A 13,770-nucleotide genomic window follows, 5' to 3' on the forward strand; every position below is an offset into this window, starting at 1 on the left:
GTTTACTATAACATGAATGAAAAAAGAGGAAAAGCTTTGTTTGCTTTTCCTCTGGATTTATTTATTGTTTTCAAGGTACTTTTCCCATAACTCATCAAAGATGTCCATGTTGCTTAAATAGTCAGCATTCATTTCTAAATAAGAAGAAAGTTCATGATAATCCTCGGTTTGTTTTGGAAACTGAATATCTTTGGCCGCTTCATTGGCAAAATCAGTTTCAGAATCTTTAGCCGGACCTTTTAATGTCATTAAGTAATGGTAAAAGCTTCGTCTCATGTAAATTAATCACTCCATTTTTCTTCAATAAATTCACTTCTACGTTGATGGGACAATCCATAACGCAAAGCGTCTTTTTTATAAAAGTCTTGATGGTATTCTTCAGCAGGATAAAATGGTGCTGCTGGTTCGATGGTGGTAACAATTGGTTCTGTAAAACGGCCACTATTAGCTAGACGTTCTTTACTTTTCTCAGCAATTTCTTTTTGTTCTTGGGAACGATAAAAAATAACTGGCCGATAATTATCGCCGCGGTCTTGAAACTGACCGAAAGCATCAGTAGGATCTGTTTGTTGCCAATAAATATCCACTAATTGTTCGTAAGAAATAATCGCTGGATCAAAAGTGATTTCTACTGCTTCCGTATGGCCTGTTGTGTGTGTTAGAACCTGTTCATATGTTGGATTAGGCACGTGCCCACCTGTATAACCCGAAACAACTGAGATAATCCCTGGTTGTGTATCAAAAGGCTGCACCATACACCAGAAACAGCCGCCTGCAAAAATTGCTTTTTCTTCCATCTCTAACACTCCTTTTTTATTTCTCTTTTGGCAAGTATATATTCATCCGAATGTCATCGTCAACTAAATTAATCTTTTCTGCTCGAACAAATAGACCATTTTGCATTCTAAACTGATCTAAACGTAATAAAACAGTTTGATCATCTGGATTGATTTCAACCCATTTAGGTAGTTTGTAAGAACGTTTAGCAAATTTCAATACTTCTTTAATTGGCAAGCCTAACGTTCCTATAGATAAACTTTTTGCTTTTAATTGTACATTACCATTCGCCGTCACGTAAGGATCAAAATATAAGTAAAAAGGAATGTCATGCCCTAACACCTGAAATGTTCCATTTAATAAAGCATCATTTTCTAAATAAAATTTATATTTGATCTCCGAACCTTTTTGAAAGTCGGCTAAATAAAAGTCAATCAGTTTGTTCACTTGTTGTTTTTTTGACTGAATGGTGACGACTGGCTCGCCTTCTTTTTCAACAATTGCTGGTATTTTCTTTAAATCTGGTTCGCGAACTTGTGTTGCTCGAAATGTTACGAAAGCTACACTACCAATGACTAAACCCACTAGAACAAGAAAAGCGATTTTCCAGGGATTTCGTTTAAGATTGGTTGGTTGTGTCTTTTTAATTGATTTACTTGTTTTTGGCTTTTCTTCATTCATTTTATTCACTACCTTCTGATTTGGTTATCCATTCTTTCTCTGTCTTGACCATTTCATCCCGGACAGCTCCGGCCATAATTTGGTAGCCAAGATTATTCGGATGGAAGCGATCTTCTTCATATAACAAATTGTTTAAATCCTCTTTGCTAGCACTACTTCCTGTAGTTTCTGAGTCACCACCAGTTACGCCAACTTCATCGCCACGACCTTTATAGAGTAAATCATTGATAGGAATGAAATAGGCTCGTTTTTGCTCTTGAACCATTTCTTCGGTTGCTTGATTCCAGTTATCAACGATTTCTTGCATTTCTGTAATTTCGGAAAAGTTTAAGTAGAAGGGATTGTAAATTCCTAAGACATAAATAGGGGCCTTCTCGTTGTACTCTCGGATTTCTTCAAGTAGTCGTCTTACTCGGCGTTGATAGGCTTTTTGTGGACGATTGAACGAGCTGACTTTCAAGTCGAAAATATTACTACTAATTACTTTCATTAAGTCATTTCCGCCAACCGTTAGCGTAATCACGTCCGCAGAGGCAAGGCCTTTTTGAATTTCAGGTTTTTCTTTGATTCGTTTTAAAATTTGATCACTACGATCCCCATTTTTCCCAAAATTGTCTGTTTGAACACCGTTCAAGTTGTAGTGTTCTTTTAAATCATCTGCCACAATAGGAACAAAACCTCCACTATTCGTCAAATCGCCAATTCCTTCAGTTAAAGAATCACCGATTGCTGTATAATGAATGACTTCTTTTTGATTTTTTTGAGCAGTTGTGGCCACTTTCTCTTGCTTTAATAGTGGCTTTGCTTTGGGGATGGCCACACTTAACAATGTAAAAACACCTAGCGCAATGAGGATAGGTGTTAAGACGGTCAGCAAAATATGCTGTGTTTGTTTTTTCATCTTCGTCACTTCCTTTTAAATAAACCAACAAGAAATTTTCCTTTTCTTGTTAGAAAGAGGTTGCGTCTACTCATTTAAGAGTGAGACCCAACCTCGTTATTTCTTAGTCTGTATAGTACATAATAGCAAAGGCATTTTTTCCTGTATGTGTTGCAATGACTGGATTCGTATGTAATACGGGAATATCCATGTCTTTAAAGATTGCTTGTAATCCTTCTTTGAATCCATTTGCTAGTTCTAGCCCATCCGCATGAGAAATGCCAATTTGTCGAACATTTGGAATCTTACTTAATTCTGATTTCAATTCGTCAAACCATTTATTAAACGTTTTAACGCCGCGGCCTTTCGCTACAGGAATCAATTCCGTATTTTCAAAGTCCATGACAACTTTCATATTAAAAATGTTTGATAATAATCCTGTTGTACGGCTGATTCGTCCACCTTTAACCAAATTATCCAATGTTGAAATGCCAATGTATAATTTAGTATTTTGTTTGACGCGTTCAATTTCAGCTAAAATTTCTGGAACACCCGCTCCCGCTTGTGCCAATTTTGCTGCTTGAATGACTTGGAAAGACAAACCTTGGTCTGTAAAATCGCTATCAATCACCGTTACTTTACTTGATGATAAGTTGCTCGCTTGACGGGCCGCTTCAACCGTTCCACTTAAGCCTTTTGTCATGTGAATCGAAATTACTTCACTGCCATCTTCACCTAAGCGATCATATAATTCTACAAATTCACCAATTGGTGGTTGACTCGTTTTGGGTAAGGCCTTCGCATTAGCCATCATGTCCATAAATTTTTCGCCTGGCAAATGATCATCATCTGGATAAACAACGCCATCAACCATAATTGATAAAGGCATCATATGGATATTTAATTCATCTCTAAGACTTTTTTCCATCGTACATGAAGAATCCGTTACGATTTTAACGTTTGTCATAAATTTATCACTCTTTCTTTAAAAGGAACCTGTTTTCATGGTAGAATACCATTAAACGGTTAATTATCTAGTTATAGTATAACAGACACTGCCGAATTTTTCATCAAATTAAAATAAAGGAAGTGAATTTATTGGAAAAAACGCATTTCTCAAAAAAATACCTAATCGTGAACGAAGTCTTGAATGCAGTTACACATGGCATAGGCGCAGGTTTAAGTATTGCTGGCTTAGTCATTTTACTTGTTAAAGGAGCTCGTTTAGGCTCACCGATTCACGTGGTATCTTATGCTATTTATGGCTCCATGTTGATTCTACTTTTTTTATCTTCAACGTTATTTCATAGTTTAATTTTTACAAGAGCCAAAAAGGTCTTTCAGGTCTTCGATCATAGTTCTATTTTCTTATTGATTGCTGGTAGCTATACGCCATTTTGCTTAATTAGTATTGGCGGCTGGTTAGGTTGGACTTTATTCAGTTTAGTTTGGTTAATCGCCATCGTCGGTATTGTCTATAAATCCCTCACGTTGCATAAACAAGAAACAGTGAAAAACATTTCAACGATTATTTATATTGTTTTAGGTTGGCTCTGTATCATCGCTGCTCGTCCGTTATATGAATCTCTTGGGTTTACAGGAACAGCGTTATTGGTCGCAGGGGGTGTGTCTTACACATTAGGTGCAGCCTTCTATTCATTGAAAAATGTGCGGTTTATGCATGTGGTTTGGCATTTGTTCGTCATGCTTGCAGCGATCCTCATGTATTTTTCTGTTCTCTTTTATACGTAATCACAGCACAATAAGAACACGATGCTCAAAGCATCGTGTTCTTTTATTGCCCTAAATCTCTTTATTATAAAGGATTATTCTTCTTTTCGAATTATTTTAACATAAATTAGTAGAAAAGACTTTACAAAACGAACATACATTCGTATAATAACAATACGAACACTCGTTCGAATCAAATGAAGAGGTGATACACATGGAAGCAATTCGTCGTGTTGGATTTTTATTTTTTGTATTGGTTATAGGTATTTTTTTGGGAACATTAGGATTACGTCTTGCTTTTATGATCGTGACGCCGTTATTTATTCTTTGGTTTATGTCATGGGATGAGAAGCGTTATACACGTACACGTAAACAACAGCAAGCAAGATACGTTTATCGTAAGTTCCCTTAATAAATAATAAAACGGTGTGTTCCCCCCAAGCTACGCTCCGTTTTTATAAATATGTCAAAGAAAGAGCGAAGGATTAAATCCTTCGCTCTTTCTAATTAAATTAGATTAGTATTCCATTAAGGTAACAATATCGTAGCCATCAATTTTATCGCGGCCATGTAAATCCATTAATTCAATTAGGAACGCACAACCAACCACAATACCACCTAATTGTTCGACTAATTCGATGGTTGCTTTAATTGTACCACCAGTTGCTAACAAGTCATCACAAATCAAAACACGTTGGCCTGGTGTGATGGCATCTTTGTGCAACGTTAATGTATCTGAACCATATTCTAAGTCATAAGTCACTTCGATGGTTTCACGAGGAAGTTTTCCTTTTTTACGAACCGGAGCAAAGCCAACCCCTAGTTCATAAGCCACTGGACAGCCGACAATAAAGCCACGAGCTTCCGGTCCTACAACCATATCAATTCTTTTTTCTTTCGCGTAATCCACGATTTGTTTCGTTGCTTCACGATAGGCATCCCCATTAGCCATTAATGGAGAAATGTCACGGAACACGATCCCTTTCTCAGGATAATCTGGAATGCTTGCAATGTAATCTCTTAAATCCATTTTTATTTGTCCTCCTCATTCCACAGCCATTGTTGTATTGTTTGACAATCACTGTAAAGTAGAAATTCTTCTGTTTTTATTTTTTTCAATCGTTGTTGGTACACTTGACTTTCAGTCAATGGTCGATTGTCGGGTTTCTCAATACTGTTTAAAACACCGCTTTCTATTGTAACAAATCCTAAGTCAAAAAACACCTGTATCATGAAAATTAATAATTTTTCTTGGATATTTAAGTAATTTGCCACCTTCGATAGCTGGGAACGTAGATTTACTTCTTTTTGCTGCAAAATAAATTTATACAATGTTGCAAATTGTTCACGTGAAGCCATACCGTTTAAATAAGCTTCTTCTGGTGAAATAAACATCATGTATATACGTTGTATCTCAGTCGCTTCAACAATTTCTTTAACCGTGATTGCTTCCACAGGACAGTCGACAAAAACCAGTTGTTCGATTTGATTTTGAGAAACAGCTTCCACCAATTCTTCTTGGTTTGACCAAACAATAATATTAGCGGTTGGATCTGAAATGAATTTTTGATTTTTTTCATCAAACAAAAGATAAGCTGTTGCTTCTGAAGGAATTGGTTTCGTTTGATTATTTTTGCCACGAAAATCAAATAATTGTCTTTCCAATACAGCAAAATCAGTCACCATTAATTGTGGTTTCTTACGACCATTCCATTCATTGATGGAAAGTTGGCCTGCCACATCGGCGGTTCCTTGTGCTAGTTCATCCGCTTGAGGCCCCATTTGAAAAGCAATTGCATCCAATTGTGCCCCTTCTTGATTCATTTGAAATTTCAGATGTGCATTATCTGCACCAATTTGCCGAATTTGCGTAGGCGTGATTTCCTTAAATACAAAAGTTGGCACAGTATTATCAGTCCCAAAAGGCGCCAAAATACGCAATTGATCAATAAAAGTAGTCGTTGCCTGCGAAACCGCTAAGCTCTCACTAATGAGCAACTCTTGTCCATTAGCCATATCAATTTGATTTTTTTCAATAAAGTGTGCCAAATGTTCTTGAACAAAAGGAATATTTTCAACAGGTAAAGTCATTCCCGCTGCCATATGATGCCCACCAAAATGAGTGAATTGCTCACGCACTTCGTTCAACGCCTCATAGAGATTCAATGCGCTAATGCTACGTCCAGAGCCTTTAGCGGTCGTACCAGATTCATCTATTGCTAAAATAATGGTTGGTTTCCCCGTTTCTTGCATAATGCGGCCCGCGACAATCCCTAAGACGCCTTCATGCCAGCCTTGTTTCGCTAAAATATGGACCGGCGCATTCGGGTCGATTAAATCCAGGGCTTCTTTGGCAATCGTCGTTACAATGTCTTTTCGTTCATTGTTTTGTTGATCAATATATTTAGCGATTTCCAGCGCTTGTTCTTCATCAAATGTAGTCATCAATTCAACACCTGGTGCAGCTTCCCCTAATCGACCTAATGCGTTTAAACGAGGTCCAATGGTAAAGCCAATTGATTCTTCTGAAATAGCTTCCTTTTTCACACCCGCTTCTTGTAATAAAACGTCTAAACCAATTCGATCACCAGTTTGAATCATTTGAAGGCCCATTTTGACAAACGTTCTATTTTCATCGGTTAATGAAACCAAGTCAGCAATTGTCCCAATTGCTACCAAATCTAATAACTCAATTGGCAATTCACCAAGTAACGCAGTAGCGACTTTGAAAGCCACACCAACACCAGCTAAATCTCCAAAAGGATAGTCTCCTTGCGGATGTCTAGGGTGGACAATCGCATAGGCTTCTGGTAATTGTTCAGGCAATTCATGATGGTCAGTAACGATTACATCTACTCCTTGTGCCATAGCGTAGTTAATTGCTTCATGTCCGGCTACACCATTATCAACGGTTACAATTAATTGGACTCCTTGTTCAATTTGTTCAGCAAATACGTCTTTATTAGGCCCATATCCATGAACAAAACGATTCGGTAGAAAGTACTGAACCATGCCACCGACTAATTCGATTGCTTCTTTCATAACCGTGGTACTAGTGATGCCATCTGCATCATAATCCCCATAGACAAGGATTTGTTCACCCGCTTCGACGGCTTGCTGGATGCGGGCTACCGCTTTCTCCATATCATGCATTAAGAACGGATCATAAATATCTTCGATAGTCGGATGTAGAAACTTACGTAATGCTTCTTCTGTCCGGATATTGCGGTGCCATAAAAGTTGGCCAATTAATGGATTAATTTCTTCTTTTTTTAATTGTTCTATAAATTCTACAGGTAATTCTGTCTTTGTCTGTAACTGCCATTGATAGTTTGATTTTTTCACGACGTCACTCCTAACCAAGTAATTATAGCAAAATTTTTCCAAAAACTAAAGAAAGCATTTTTTTAAATCTGAGAAAAAAACTGTGATATCTGTTAGATAAATAGCAGATATCACAGTTTTATTTTAAAAGAAACTTAGTGATAAAGTCTCTTCCTTATTTTTGTTCCTCTTCATTCACACGAGGTTTCACATAACGATCAATACGACTACCTGACACAGGCGTTGCGTCTACTTCTGTGTTTGATGTTTGTTCGTTGACCACTGGTTCTGCGACTTGTGGTGCTGCCGCTTGTTTGGCTTGCAAATCAGCCAATTGATTATCAAAAGAACGTTGAACTTTTTCCGTTTCTTCTTTGACTAATTTATCCATATCATTTTTATAAATATCCAACTCTTTTTGTACAGCTTTTAATTCCTTACGTTGGTTCCAAATGGTGGTTGTGGAGGTTAGTAACCCAACTAGTGCGCCAATAATTGCAGAACCTAAAATAATTAAGATTAACGGTCCACTAATTTTAGTAAAACCAAAGTTTACTGGAACAGCTTGATTATTTAAAACAGCAAAAATAACAACAATTAAGACCAACACAAGGCCCAAAATAACACGCCATTGATTTTTCATGACTTGATCGACTCCTTTATTTTTTATTTAAAATATTTCCCGCTATGAAATCTCCTAAATGTGGAAACAATGTATAAAAGCGGGCAGCTGCTTCCATGACAAACGGACGATTAATCTCACGTCGAGAAGTCCCCATACTCCCAACCACTTCTTTCGCTAATTTCGTAGGGTCTAAAACAATTTTATCCACCGCAGCTAGATAAGTGCCTGTCGGGTCCGCCTTATCAAAGAATTCTGTTTGGATTGGTCCTGGATTGACAGTCGTTACTGCTACACCCAACGGTTTCAATTCTAAACGTAAAGCATTTGAAAAACCTAACACAGCAAATTTCGTTGCAGAATAAACGGTTGATTTAGCTGTAGCCATCTTCCCAGCCATTGAAGCAACGTTGATAATATGTCCTTGCCCAGCTTCAATCATTTTAATAGCTACTTTTTGAGTAAACGTCATCATTCCTAGAACGTTGACATCAAACATTTGGCGTGCGACAGCCAAGTCAATTTCAACAAAATTTTCAAACAAGCCAAAACCAGCATTGTTGACTAAAACATCTATAGAACCAACTTCTGCTGAAATAGCTTCAACCACACGTTCAACACTTTCTGGATCGGCAATATCTAATTGATAAGAAAATGCTTCTCGTCCGCTTAAAGCGGCACACTGCTCGCGAACTTTACCAATCAAATTAATTCTGCGGGCGCAGACAACGACGACCGCTCCTTGTTTAGCTGCTTCATAACAAATTTGTTCACCTAAACCAGCTGAACCTCCAGTTACGACAACGACTTTATTTGTTAAATCCATCTAAGCTCCTCCTTCATTGGCAAATGGAATCTCAATGATATCCATATCTTTCACGATTTTTGTATTGGGGAAAATTTCTTGGGCTTCTTCTTGAAGCTGATAGGCCTCTTTGGTTAAATAACGGGCACTAATATGCGTTAAGATAAGTTGTTTTACTTGCGCTTCTTTTGCAACTTCAGCTGCTTGTTGACTGGTTGAGTGGAAGTAGGCTTTTGCCATTTTTGCTTCGTGTTTATTAAACGTACTTTCATGGACTAAAACATCCGCTCGTCGTGCTAAAGTTACACTATTTTTGGTTTTGCGAGTGTCTCCTAAAATCGTCACGATTCGCCCAGGTTTACGCTCTCCCACAAACGCTTGTCCATTAATTTCCTGTCCATCAAAAACAATCGTTTCACCACGTTTGAGTTTGCCATACAATGGCCCAGAAGGAATCCCTAAAGCTTGAAGTTTCTCTACTTGTAATTCTCCTTCATGCGCTGCTTCCTCAATTCGATAGCCAAAGCTCGTGATGCCATGGTCCAAGATATTACAGCGAACAGTGAATTGTTTATCTTTAAAAATAACGTCATTTTCTTTCGTTAATTCAATAAATTTCAGTGGATAGGACAACCGCGATTGCGAGACCCGTAAAGAAGTCTTGACAAAGTCAGCAACCCCAACTGGTCCATAGATTTCTAAAGGTTCTGTCCCGCCCTGAAAAGAACGACTACTTAACAAACCAGGTAAACCAAAAATATGATCCCCATGTAAATGTGTAATAAAAATCTTTTCAATTTTTCTTGGGCGAATACTACTTTTTAAAATTTGCAATTGCGTCCCTTCACCACAATCAAAGAGCCAAACTGCATTTCGTTCATCTAATAATTTCAACGCAATTCCTGTGACATTGCGATGTTTTGCTGGTACACCAGCGCCAGTTCCTAAAAATTGTATTTCCATCTGCTACCATACTTTCTTTTAAACTTCCTTTTTATTTTAGAAGAAGTTTGCTCCTTTAGCAAATAATAATTTATCTATTTTCTCAAAGTTTTCTTCTTATTTTACCGTATTTTACGATAAAATAACAAAAAATTAGCAAACTACCATAAAAAACCGTGATTTCTTAGTATTTTAAAAGACTGTTTCCCTTTATTCAGAAAACAGTCTTTGATCCTTATTCTTCTTTCGATGTCGCTTCTTTATGTTGTTCTTTTTTTGCTTGCCACGATTGTTTCGCTTCATTTGCAACTTCGTTCGCATCGTTAATTTCTTGTTGGACTTCCTCTAAATCAAGCCGCGTGATTTCGCCACCTAAGTCAAACATAACCAACTGGTTGAGTGGACGGTTGTCTTCTTCTTCTGCAATTAATAACAATCCCGTTTGTCCTTCATCAATCTTTTGAATCACATGTTCAAAAACCGTTTGTGCTTCTTGAATTTCTTTGGCGTCTTTGCTTGCACCATACATACTTCCAGCAAACCAGCCAAAAAGAATGCCCAGAGGACCACCTAATATGCCTACTAGCATTCCAATCATGCTATCTTTTGATGTATGATTGTTGCCTGTAAAATCGATAAAATCATTGATTTTAAATTGATGCTGGCCATCATTAACATGCGTAACAACCGCCATTTGCTCACCTTTAAGCTGTCTTTCTGCCTGCATCTTTTTTATTTCGGAAAATGCTTGGTACGATTTACTTTCAATATCAAAGTTCATAATGATAATTCGTTTTGCCATACAAATCGCTCCTTTATTCTGGATACATCTATTTTAGCAAGAAAGGCCTGTCTCTAGCAATGAAAACTTTTTGGTTATGTATAAAAAAAGAAGATAGCTAGGCTACCTCCTTGTTAATGCTTATTTACCATCAAGAATATTTAAACGGACCTTTTTCGGACCATCGATACGTACACTATAAACAATTGTCCGAATTGCTTTTGCAACACGCCCTTGTTTACCAATGATACGTCCAATATCTTCTTTGGCCACAGTCAAATTATACTCGAGGAAATCAGTTGATTCCTCAATTTCTAATGAGACTGCTTCAGGTTGACTGACTAACGGACGGACAATAGTTAAAATTAACTCTTTCACATCTGCCATATTCAATCACCTTATTTCTTAACGTTTTTAGCTTCATGATGTTTTTTCATAACGCCTTCTTTTGAAAGGATGTTACGAACTGTATCAGAAGGTTGCGCACCTTTAGATAACCAATCTAAAACTAAATCTTCTTTTAAAACTACTTCTGCAGGGTCTTTCAAAGGGTTGTAAGTACCTACAGTTTCGATGAAACGTCCATCACGAGGAGAACGAGAATCAGCTACTACAATACGGTAAAAAGGACTCTTTTTAGAACCCATACGTTTTAAACGAATTTTAACTGCCATTATTAAATACACCTCCATTAACTTAATCACAAGAGTTAGTTTAACAGATTAACAACAACCTGTAAAGAGTTTTTTCTTGACACCTTTACTTTTTTTCAATTTTTTTAGCCAATTTGCAGGAAAACAAACGAAATAATGAAGAATTTTTACAAAATTTGATAATAGTTGTACTGGTTTCTCACTTGAAAGCCTTCTGTTTGATAGAGATGAAGCGCTGCTTGATTTTCTGTTTCAACTTCTAAAAAAATAGTCGCTGAGGCTGACTTTTCTAAAATCATTCGGAGCGCAGACTGTAACACTTGACGGCCAAGACCGCGACCTCGTTGCGTTTTTGTCACAACAAAGCCATAAATCCCCCATTCGTTTTCAAAATGATCCAAACGTAGCGTGGCTAAAAGTTGATTGTTTTCTTTATAAATAAGTGTTCGTTGAAGGTCCTCCGGCAAAGGCGTACCTTCTAGTAACCTAGCCAAGGAATGCAAATCAGCCACTTGTGGTCGGAGAAGTGTCAGCTTCGCCAAATCCTGTGAGTAAGTTTCTCTTTGAAAAACCAGATACTGTTCTGAAAAAGCTGGCACAATTCCTTGTCTATTAAAATAATTCAGGCCAACAGATTGCTTGTCGTCCATCACGAGAAAGACTTCTTTCATTCCCCACAAAGCTGCTTGCTTTTCGAGTTCTTGAACAAGTTCTTCAAAAAATGGCCCTACATTTGGCGCAACAATCGTCGCTTCCAAGGTTTCCCCATCAAAACAATACCCTACGATATACGCTTGTATGGTTTGTTCCTTCCTGTATAAACCATAATAAGTATAAGCTGATTCCTCAGGAAATGTTTGTTCCAATTTATAAAAAGTTCCTTGTTTAATCATTTCCTTGTTTTTTAATTCAGTCAATGTTTGTTTCTCCAACTGTGTTAACTGTCGGCGCCAATTTATTTTTTTATTCAAGCAGTTGCTCCTTTACTCATCCTTTTACTAGCTATTATACGTGAAGTTACGAAGTTCAACAATGTACAAGGATAAAACGTTTGCGCTTTTTTTGAAAAAGTACTATCATAAAGTAAGTAAAAGAAAAATGGAGGGATTTACATGACAAAAAAAATTGGTATTTTTGTAGGGAGTTTAAGAAAAGATTCATTTAACAAATTGGTAGCAAAAACAATGGCGGACTTATTTCCAGCTGATTTCGAACCTGTTTTTATTAACATTGGTGATTTAGAATTATACAATCAAGATTTGGATGATGAAGGAACCCCCACCGAAGCTTGGACAACATTCCGTGAAGAAGTCAAACAAGTAGATGGTGTGATGTTTGTAACACCAGAATATAACCGTTCAGTACCAGCTGTTTTAAAAAATGCATTGGATGTCGGTTCACGTCCGTATGGCGAAAGCGTTTGGGATAAAAAACCAGGACTTGTGGTGAGTGTTTCACCAGGTGCAATTAGCGGATTTGGTGCGAACCATCATTTAAGACAATCATTAGTCTTCTTAAATGTTCCAACTTTACAACAACCTGAAGCCTATATTGGCGGTATTACGAACTTAATTGGTGAAGATGGTAAAATTATTGATGGCACTGTTGGCTTCTTACAATCAATTGTAGATGCTTACGTGGATTTCTTTAATCGCTTAACTGCCTAATTGAATCAATCGAGAAAAAGTGAGGCAACTTTTTACAGGTTGTCTCACTTTTTTTATTTTTTTGCTTGACCCTCTCGTTACGTAAAGGTTTATGATAGATTTTGTCAGGAGGAATGAATGATGGAATATACAATTAAAAAAATGGCTTCACTATCTGGCGTCAGTGCACGGACGTTACGATATTATGATGAAATTGGTCTTCTTCAACCAGCCAGAATTAATTCTTCTGGTTATCGAATTTACGGGCAAGCCGAGGTGAATCGTTTGCAACAAATTCTTTTTTACCGTGAATTGGATCTGAAACTAGATGAAATTAAAGAAATTTTGGAGCAACCTGACTTTAATGTTGAACAGGCTTTATACGAGCATCAACAAAAACTATTGGAAAAGCGCAATGAAATTGATCGTCTTTTAGCCTCTGTTCAACAAACCTTACACCATTACAAAGGAGAGATAAACATGTCAGATCAGCAAAAATTCGAAGCATTCAAACAACAACGAGTTCAAGAAAACGAAGAAAAATATGGTAAAGAGATTCGGGAAAAATATGGCAACGAAACGATTGAACAAGCCAACAAAAAATATTTAAACTTGACGGAAAAAGACATGCAAGCAATGCAGAACGTGGAAAAAGATTTATTTTCTAAGTTAGCCATGTATCAAAAATCACCCAAGTTGACTAGTCAACTTGCGCAAGAAATTTTCCAATTACACAAAGATTGGTTAATGTACTCTTGGTCAAGCTATTCGCCAGAAGCACACAAAGGGTTAGGCCTTATGTATGTTGGCGATGAACGATTTACGTCATATTATGAACAACACGGTGCTGGTTTTGCCGAAGCGTTAAACGCAATTATCCAAAACTACGCTTAAACAGAAAGTGCGCCATCAGTCTCTTCGACTGATG

Annotated in this window: 18 protein-coding genes; 4 read left to right on the forward strand and 14 right to left on the reverse strand. The window is 37.2% G+C overall.

The window, feature by feature from the left end; genetic code table 11:
- Positions 1-57: 57 nt before the first annotated feature.
- The 5 genes from PYW42_RS07240 to PYW42_RS07260 all read right to left on the reverse strand — a co-directional run bounded on the left by PYW42_RS07240 (position 58) and on the right by PYW42_RS07260 (position 3,305).
- The gene (locus PYW42_RS07240; RefSeq protein ID WP_002364020.1) at positions 58-276 is read right to left on the reverse strand and encodes a YozE family protein; all 219 of its coding nucleotides are present in this window, start codon (positions 274-276) and stop codon (positions 58-60) included.
- A gap of 5 nt (positions 277-281) precedes the next feature.
- Entirely contained in the window at positions 282-797 is a 516-nt protein-coding gene (gene msrA, locus PYW42_RS07245; protein ID WP_002357448.1) for a peptide-methionine (S)-S-oxide reductase MsrA, read from the reverse strand.
- Positions 798-813: 16 nt separating this feature from the next.
- Positions 814-1,467 (reverse strand): YpmS family protein, encoded by a 654-nt coding sequence (locus PYW42_RS07250; protein WP_025189133.1) that lies wholly within the window; start codon positions 1,465-1,467, stop codon positions 814-816.
- Entirely contained in the window at positions 1,460-2,359 is a 900-nt protein-coding gene (locus tag PYW42_RS07255; RefSeq protein ID WP_002365717.1) for an SGNH/GDSL hydrolase family protein, read from the reverse strand. The genes PYW42_RS07250 and PYW42_RS07255 overlap by 8 nt, the downstream gene beginning before the upstream one ends.
- 103 nt (positions 2,360-2,462) lie before the next feature.
- Positions 2,463-3,305 (reverse strand): DegV family protein, encoded by an 843-nt coding sequence (locus tag PYW42_RS07260; protein ID WP_002357444.1) that lies wholly within the window; start codon positions 3,303-3,305, stop codon positions 2,463-2,465.
- Positions 3,306-3,436: 131 nt separating this feature from the next.
- Between PYW42_RS07260 and trhA the strand changes: the two genes are divergently transcribed.
- Both trhA and PYW42_RS07270 read left to right on the forward strand, forming a co-directional pair.
- On the forward strand, positions 3,437-4,090 hold the full coding sequence (gene trhA, locus PYW42_RS07265; protein ID WP_002357443.1) for a PAQR family membrane homeostasis protein TrhA: 654 nt from the start codon (positions 3,437-3,439) through the stop codon (positions 4,088-4,090).
- A 193-nt stretch (positions 4,091-4,283) separates the two neighbouring features.
- Positions 4,284-4,481 (forward strand): hypothetical protein, encoded by a 198-nt coding sequence (locus PYW42_RS07270; RefSeq protein ID WP_002360203.1) that lies wholly within the window; start codon positions 4,284-4,286, stop codon positions 4,479-4,481.
- A gap of 105 nt (positions 4,482-4,586) precedes the next feature.
- Here the strand turns inward: PYW42_RS07270 and PYW42_RS07275 are convergent, their stop codons facing one another.
- The 9 genes from PYW42_RS07275 to PYW42_RS07315 all read right to left on the reverse strand — a co-directional run bounded on the left by PYW42_RS07275 (position 4,587) and on the right by PYW42_RS07315 (position 12,167).
- Positions 4,587-5,099, reverse strand: a complete 513-nt coding sequence (locus PYW42_RS07275; RefSeq protein WP_002357441.1) for an adenine phosphoribosyltransferase — start codon at positions 5,097-5,099, stop codon at positions 4,587-4,589.
- Between the two features lie 2 nt (positions 5,100-5,101).
- On the reverse strand, positions 5,102-7,414 hold the full coding sequence (gene recJ, locus PYW42_RS07280; protein WP_275063412.1) for a single-stranded-DNA-specific exonuclease RecJ: 2,313 nt from the start codon (positions 7,412-7,414) through the stop codon (positions 5,102-5,104).
- A gap of 154 nt (positions 7,415-7,568) precedes the next feature.
- Positions 7,569-8,036, reverse strand: a complete 468-nt coding sequence (locus tag PYW42_RS07285; protein WP_002357439.1) for a LapA family protein — start codon at positions 8,034-8,036, stop codon at positions 7,569-7,571.
- 16 nt (positions 8,037-8,052) lie between these two features.
- Entirely contained in the window at positions 8,053-8,841 is a 789-nt protein-coding gene (locus PYW42_RS07290; RefSeq protein WP_002377298.1) for an SDR family NAD(P)-dependent oxidoreductase, read from the reverse strand.
- A complete protein-coding gene (gene rnz / locus PYW42_RS07295) occupies positions 8,842-9,783 on the reverse strand; it encodes a ribonuclease Z (protein ID WP_002361891.1) in 942 nt (313 codons plus the stop codon).
- A 214-nt stretch (positions 9,784-9,997) separates the two neighbouring features.
- On the reverse strand, positions 9,998-10,564 hold the full coding sequence (locus PYW42_RS07300; RefSeq protein ID WP_002357436.1) for a hypothetical protein: 567 nt from the start codon (positions 10,562-10,564) through the stop codon (positions 9,998-10,000).
- 120 nt (positions 10,565-10,684) lie between these two features.
- Entirely contained in the window at positions 10,685-10,930 is a 246-nt protein-coding gene (locus PYW42_RS07305; RefSeq protein WP_002357435.1) for a KH domain-containing protein, read from the reverse strand.
- A gap of 11 nt (positions 10,931-10,941) precedes the next feature.
- Positions 10,942-11,217: a 30S ribosomal protein S16 gene (gene rpsP / locus PYW42_RS07310; protein WP_002357434.1), complete on the reverse strand. Its 276-nt coding sequence runs from the start codon at positions 11,215-11,217 to the stop codon at positions 10,942-10,944.
- Positions 11,218-11,363: 146 nt separating this feature from the next.
- Positions 11,364-12,167: a GNAT family N-acetyltransferase gene (locus PYW42_RS07315; protein WP_002378368.1), complete on the reverse strand. Its 804-nt coding sequence runs from the start codon at positions 12,165-12,167 to the stop codon at positions 11,364-11,366.
- 141 nt (positions 12,168-12,308) lie between these two features.
- Between PYW42_RS07315 and PYW42_RS07320 the strand changes: the two genes are divergently transcribed.
- Positions 12,309-12,863 carry an NADPH-dependent FMN reductase gene (locus PYW42_RS07320; protein ID WP_002357432.1) on the forward strand — a complete coding sequence of 185 codons (555 nt, stop codon included), beginning with the start codon at positions 12,309-12,311 and terminating at the stop codon, positions 12,861-12,863.
- 117 nt (positions 12,864-12,980) lie between these two features.
- Positions 12,981-13,736 (forward strand): MerR family transcriptional regulator, encoded by a 756-nt coding sequence (locus tag PYW42_RS07325; RefSeq protein ID WP_002377293.1) that lies wholly within the window; start codon positions 12,981-12,983, stop codon positions 13,734-13,736.
- Positions 13,737-13,770: the final 34 nt, after the last annotated feature.

The organism is Enterococcus faecalis (assembly GCF_029024925.1).
GTDB lineage: Bacteria > Bacillota > Bacilli > Lactobacillales > Enterococcaceae > Enterococcus > Enterococcus faecalis.

What these genes read in the sequence shown, in the direction of transcription:
- PYW42_RS07290 (WP_002377298.1), bottom strand. Translation starts at nt 8,841, where the DNA reads ATGGATTTAACAAATAAAGTCGTTGTCGTAACTGGAGGTTCAGCTGGT.
- PYW42_RS07285 (WP_002357439.1), bottom strand. Translation starts at nt 8,036, where the DNA reads ATGAAAAATCAATGGCGTGTTATTTTGGGCCTTGTGTTGGTCTTAATT.
- PYW42_RS07320 (WP_002357432.1), top strand. Translation starts at nt 12,309, where the DNA reads ATGACAAAAAAAATTGGTATTTTTGTAGGGAGTTTAAGAAAAGATTCA.
- rpsP (WP_002357434.1), bottom strand. Translation starts at nt 11,217, where the DNA reads ATGGCAGTTAAAATTCGTTTAAAACGTATGGGTTCTAAAAAGAGTCCT.
- PYW42_RS07240 (WP_002364020.1), bottom strand. Translation starts at nt 276, where the DNA reads ATGAGACGAAGCTTTTACCATTACTTAATGACATTAAAAGGTCCGGCT.
- PYW42_RS07255 (WP_002365717.1), bottom strand. Translation starts at nt 2,359, where the DNA reads ATGAAAAAACAAACACAGCATATTTTGCTGACCGTCTTAACACCTATC.
- PYW42_RS07305 (WP_002357435.1), bottom strand. Translation starts at nt 10,930, where the DNA reads ATGGCAGATGTGAAAGAGTTAATTTTAACTATTGTCCGTCCGTTAGTC.
- PYW42_RS07270 (WP_002360203.1), top strand. Translation starts at nt 4,284, where the DNA reads ATGGAAGCAATTCGTCGTGTTGGATTTTTATTTTTTGTATTGGTTATA.
- msrA (WP_002357448.1), bottom strand. Translation starts at nt 797, where the DNA reads ATGGAAGAAAAAGCAATTTTTGCAGGCGGCTGTTTCTGGTGTATGGTG.
- PYW42_RS07300 (WP_002357436.1), bottom strand. Translation starts at nt 10,564, where the DNA reads ATGGCAAAACGAATTATCATTATGAACTTTGATATTGAAAGTAAATCG.
- rnz (WP_002361891.1), bottom strand. Translation starts at nt 9,783, where the DNA reads ATGGAAATACAATTTTTAGGAACTGGCGCTGGTGTACCAGCAAAACAT.
- PYW42_RS07260 (WP_002357444.1), bottom strand. Translation starts at nt 3,305, where the DNA reads ATGACAAACGTTAAAATCGTAACGGATTCTTCATGTACGATGGAAAAA.
- PYW42_RS07275 (WP_002357441.1), bottom strand. Translation starts at nt 5,099, where the DNA reads ATGGATTTAAGAGATTACATTGCAAGCATTCCAGATTATCCTGAGAAA.
- PYW42_RS07325 (WP_002377293.1), top strand. Translation starts at nt 12,981, where the DNA reads ATGATGGAATATACAATTAAAAAAATGGCTTCACTATCTGGCGTCAGT.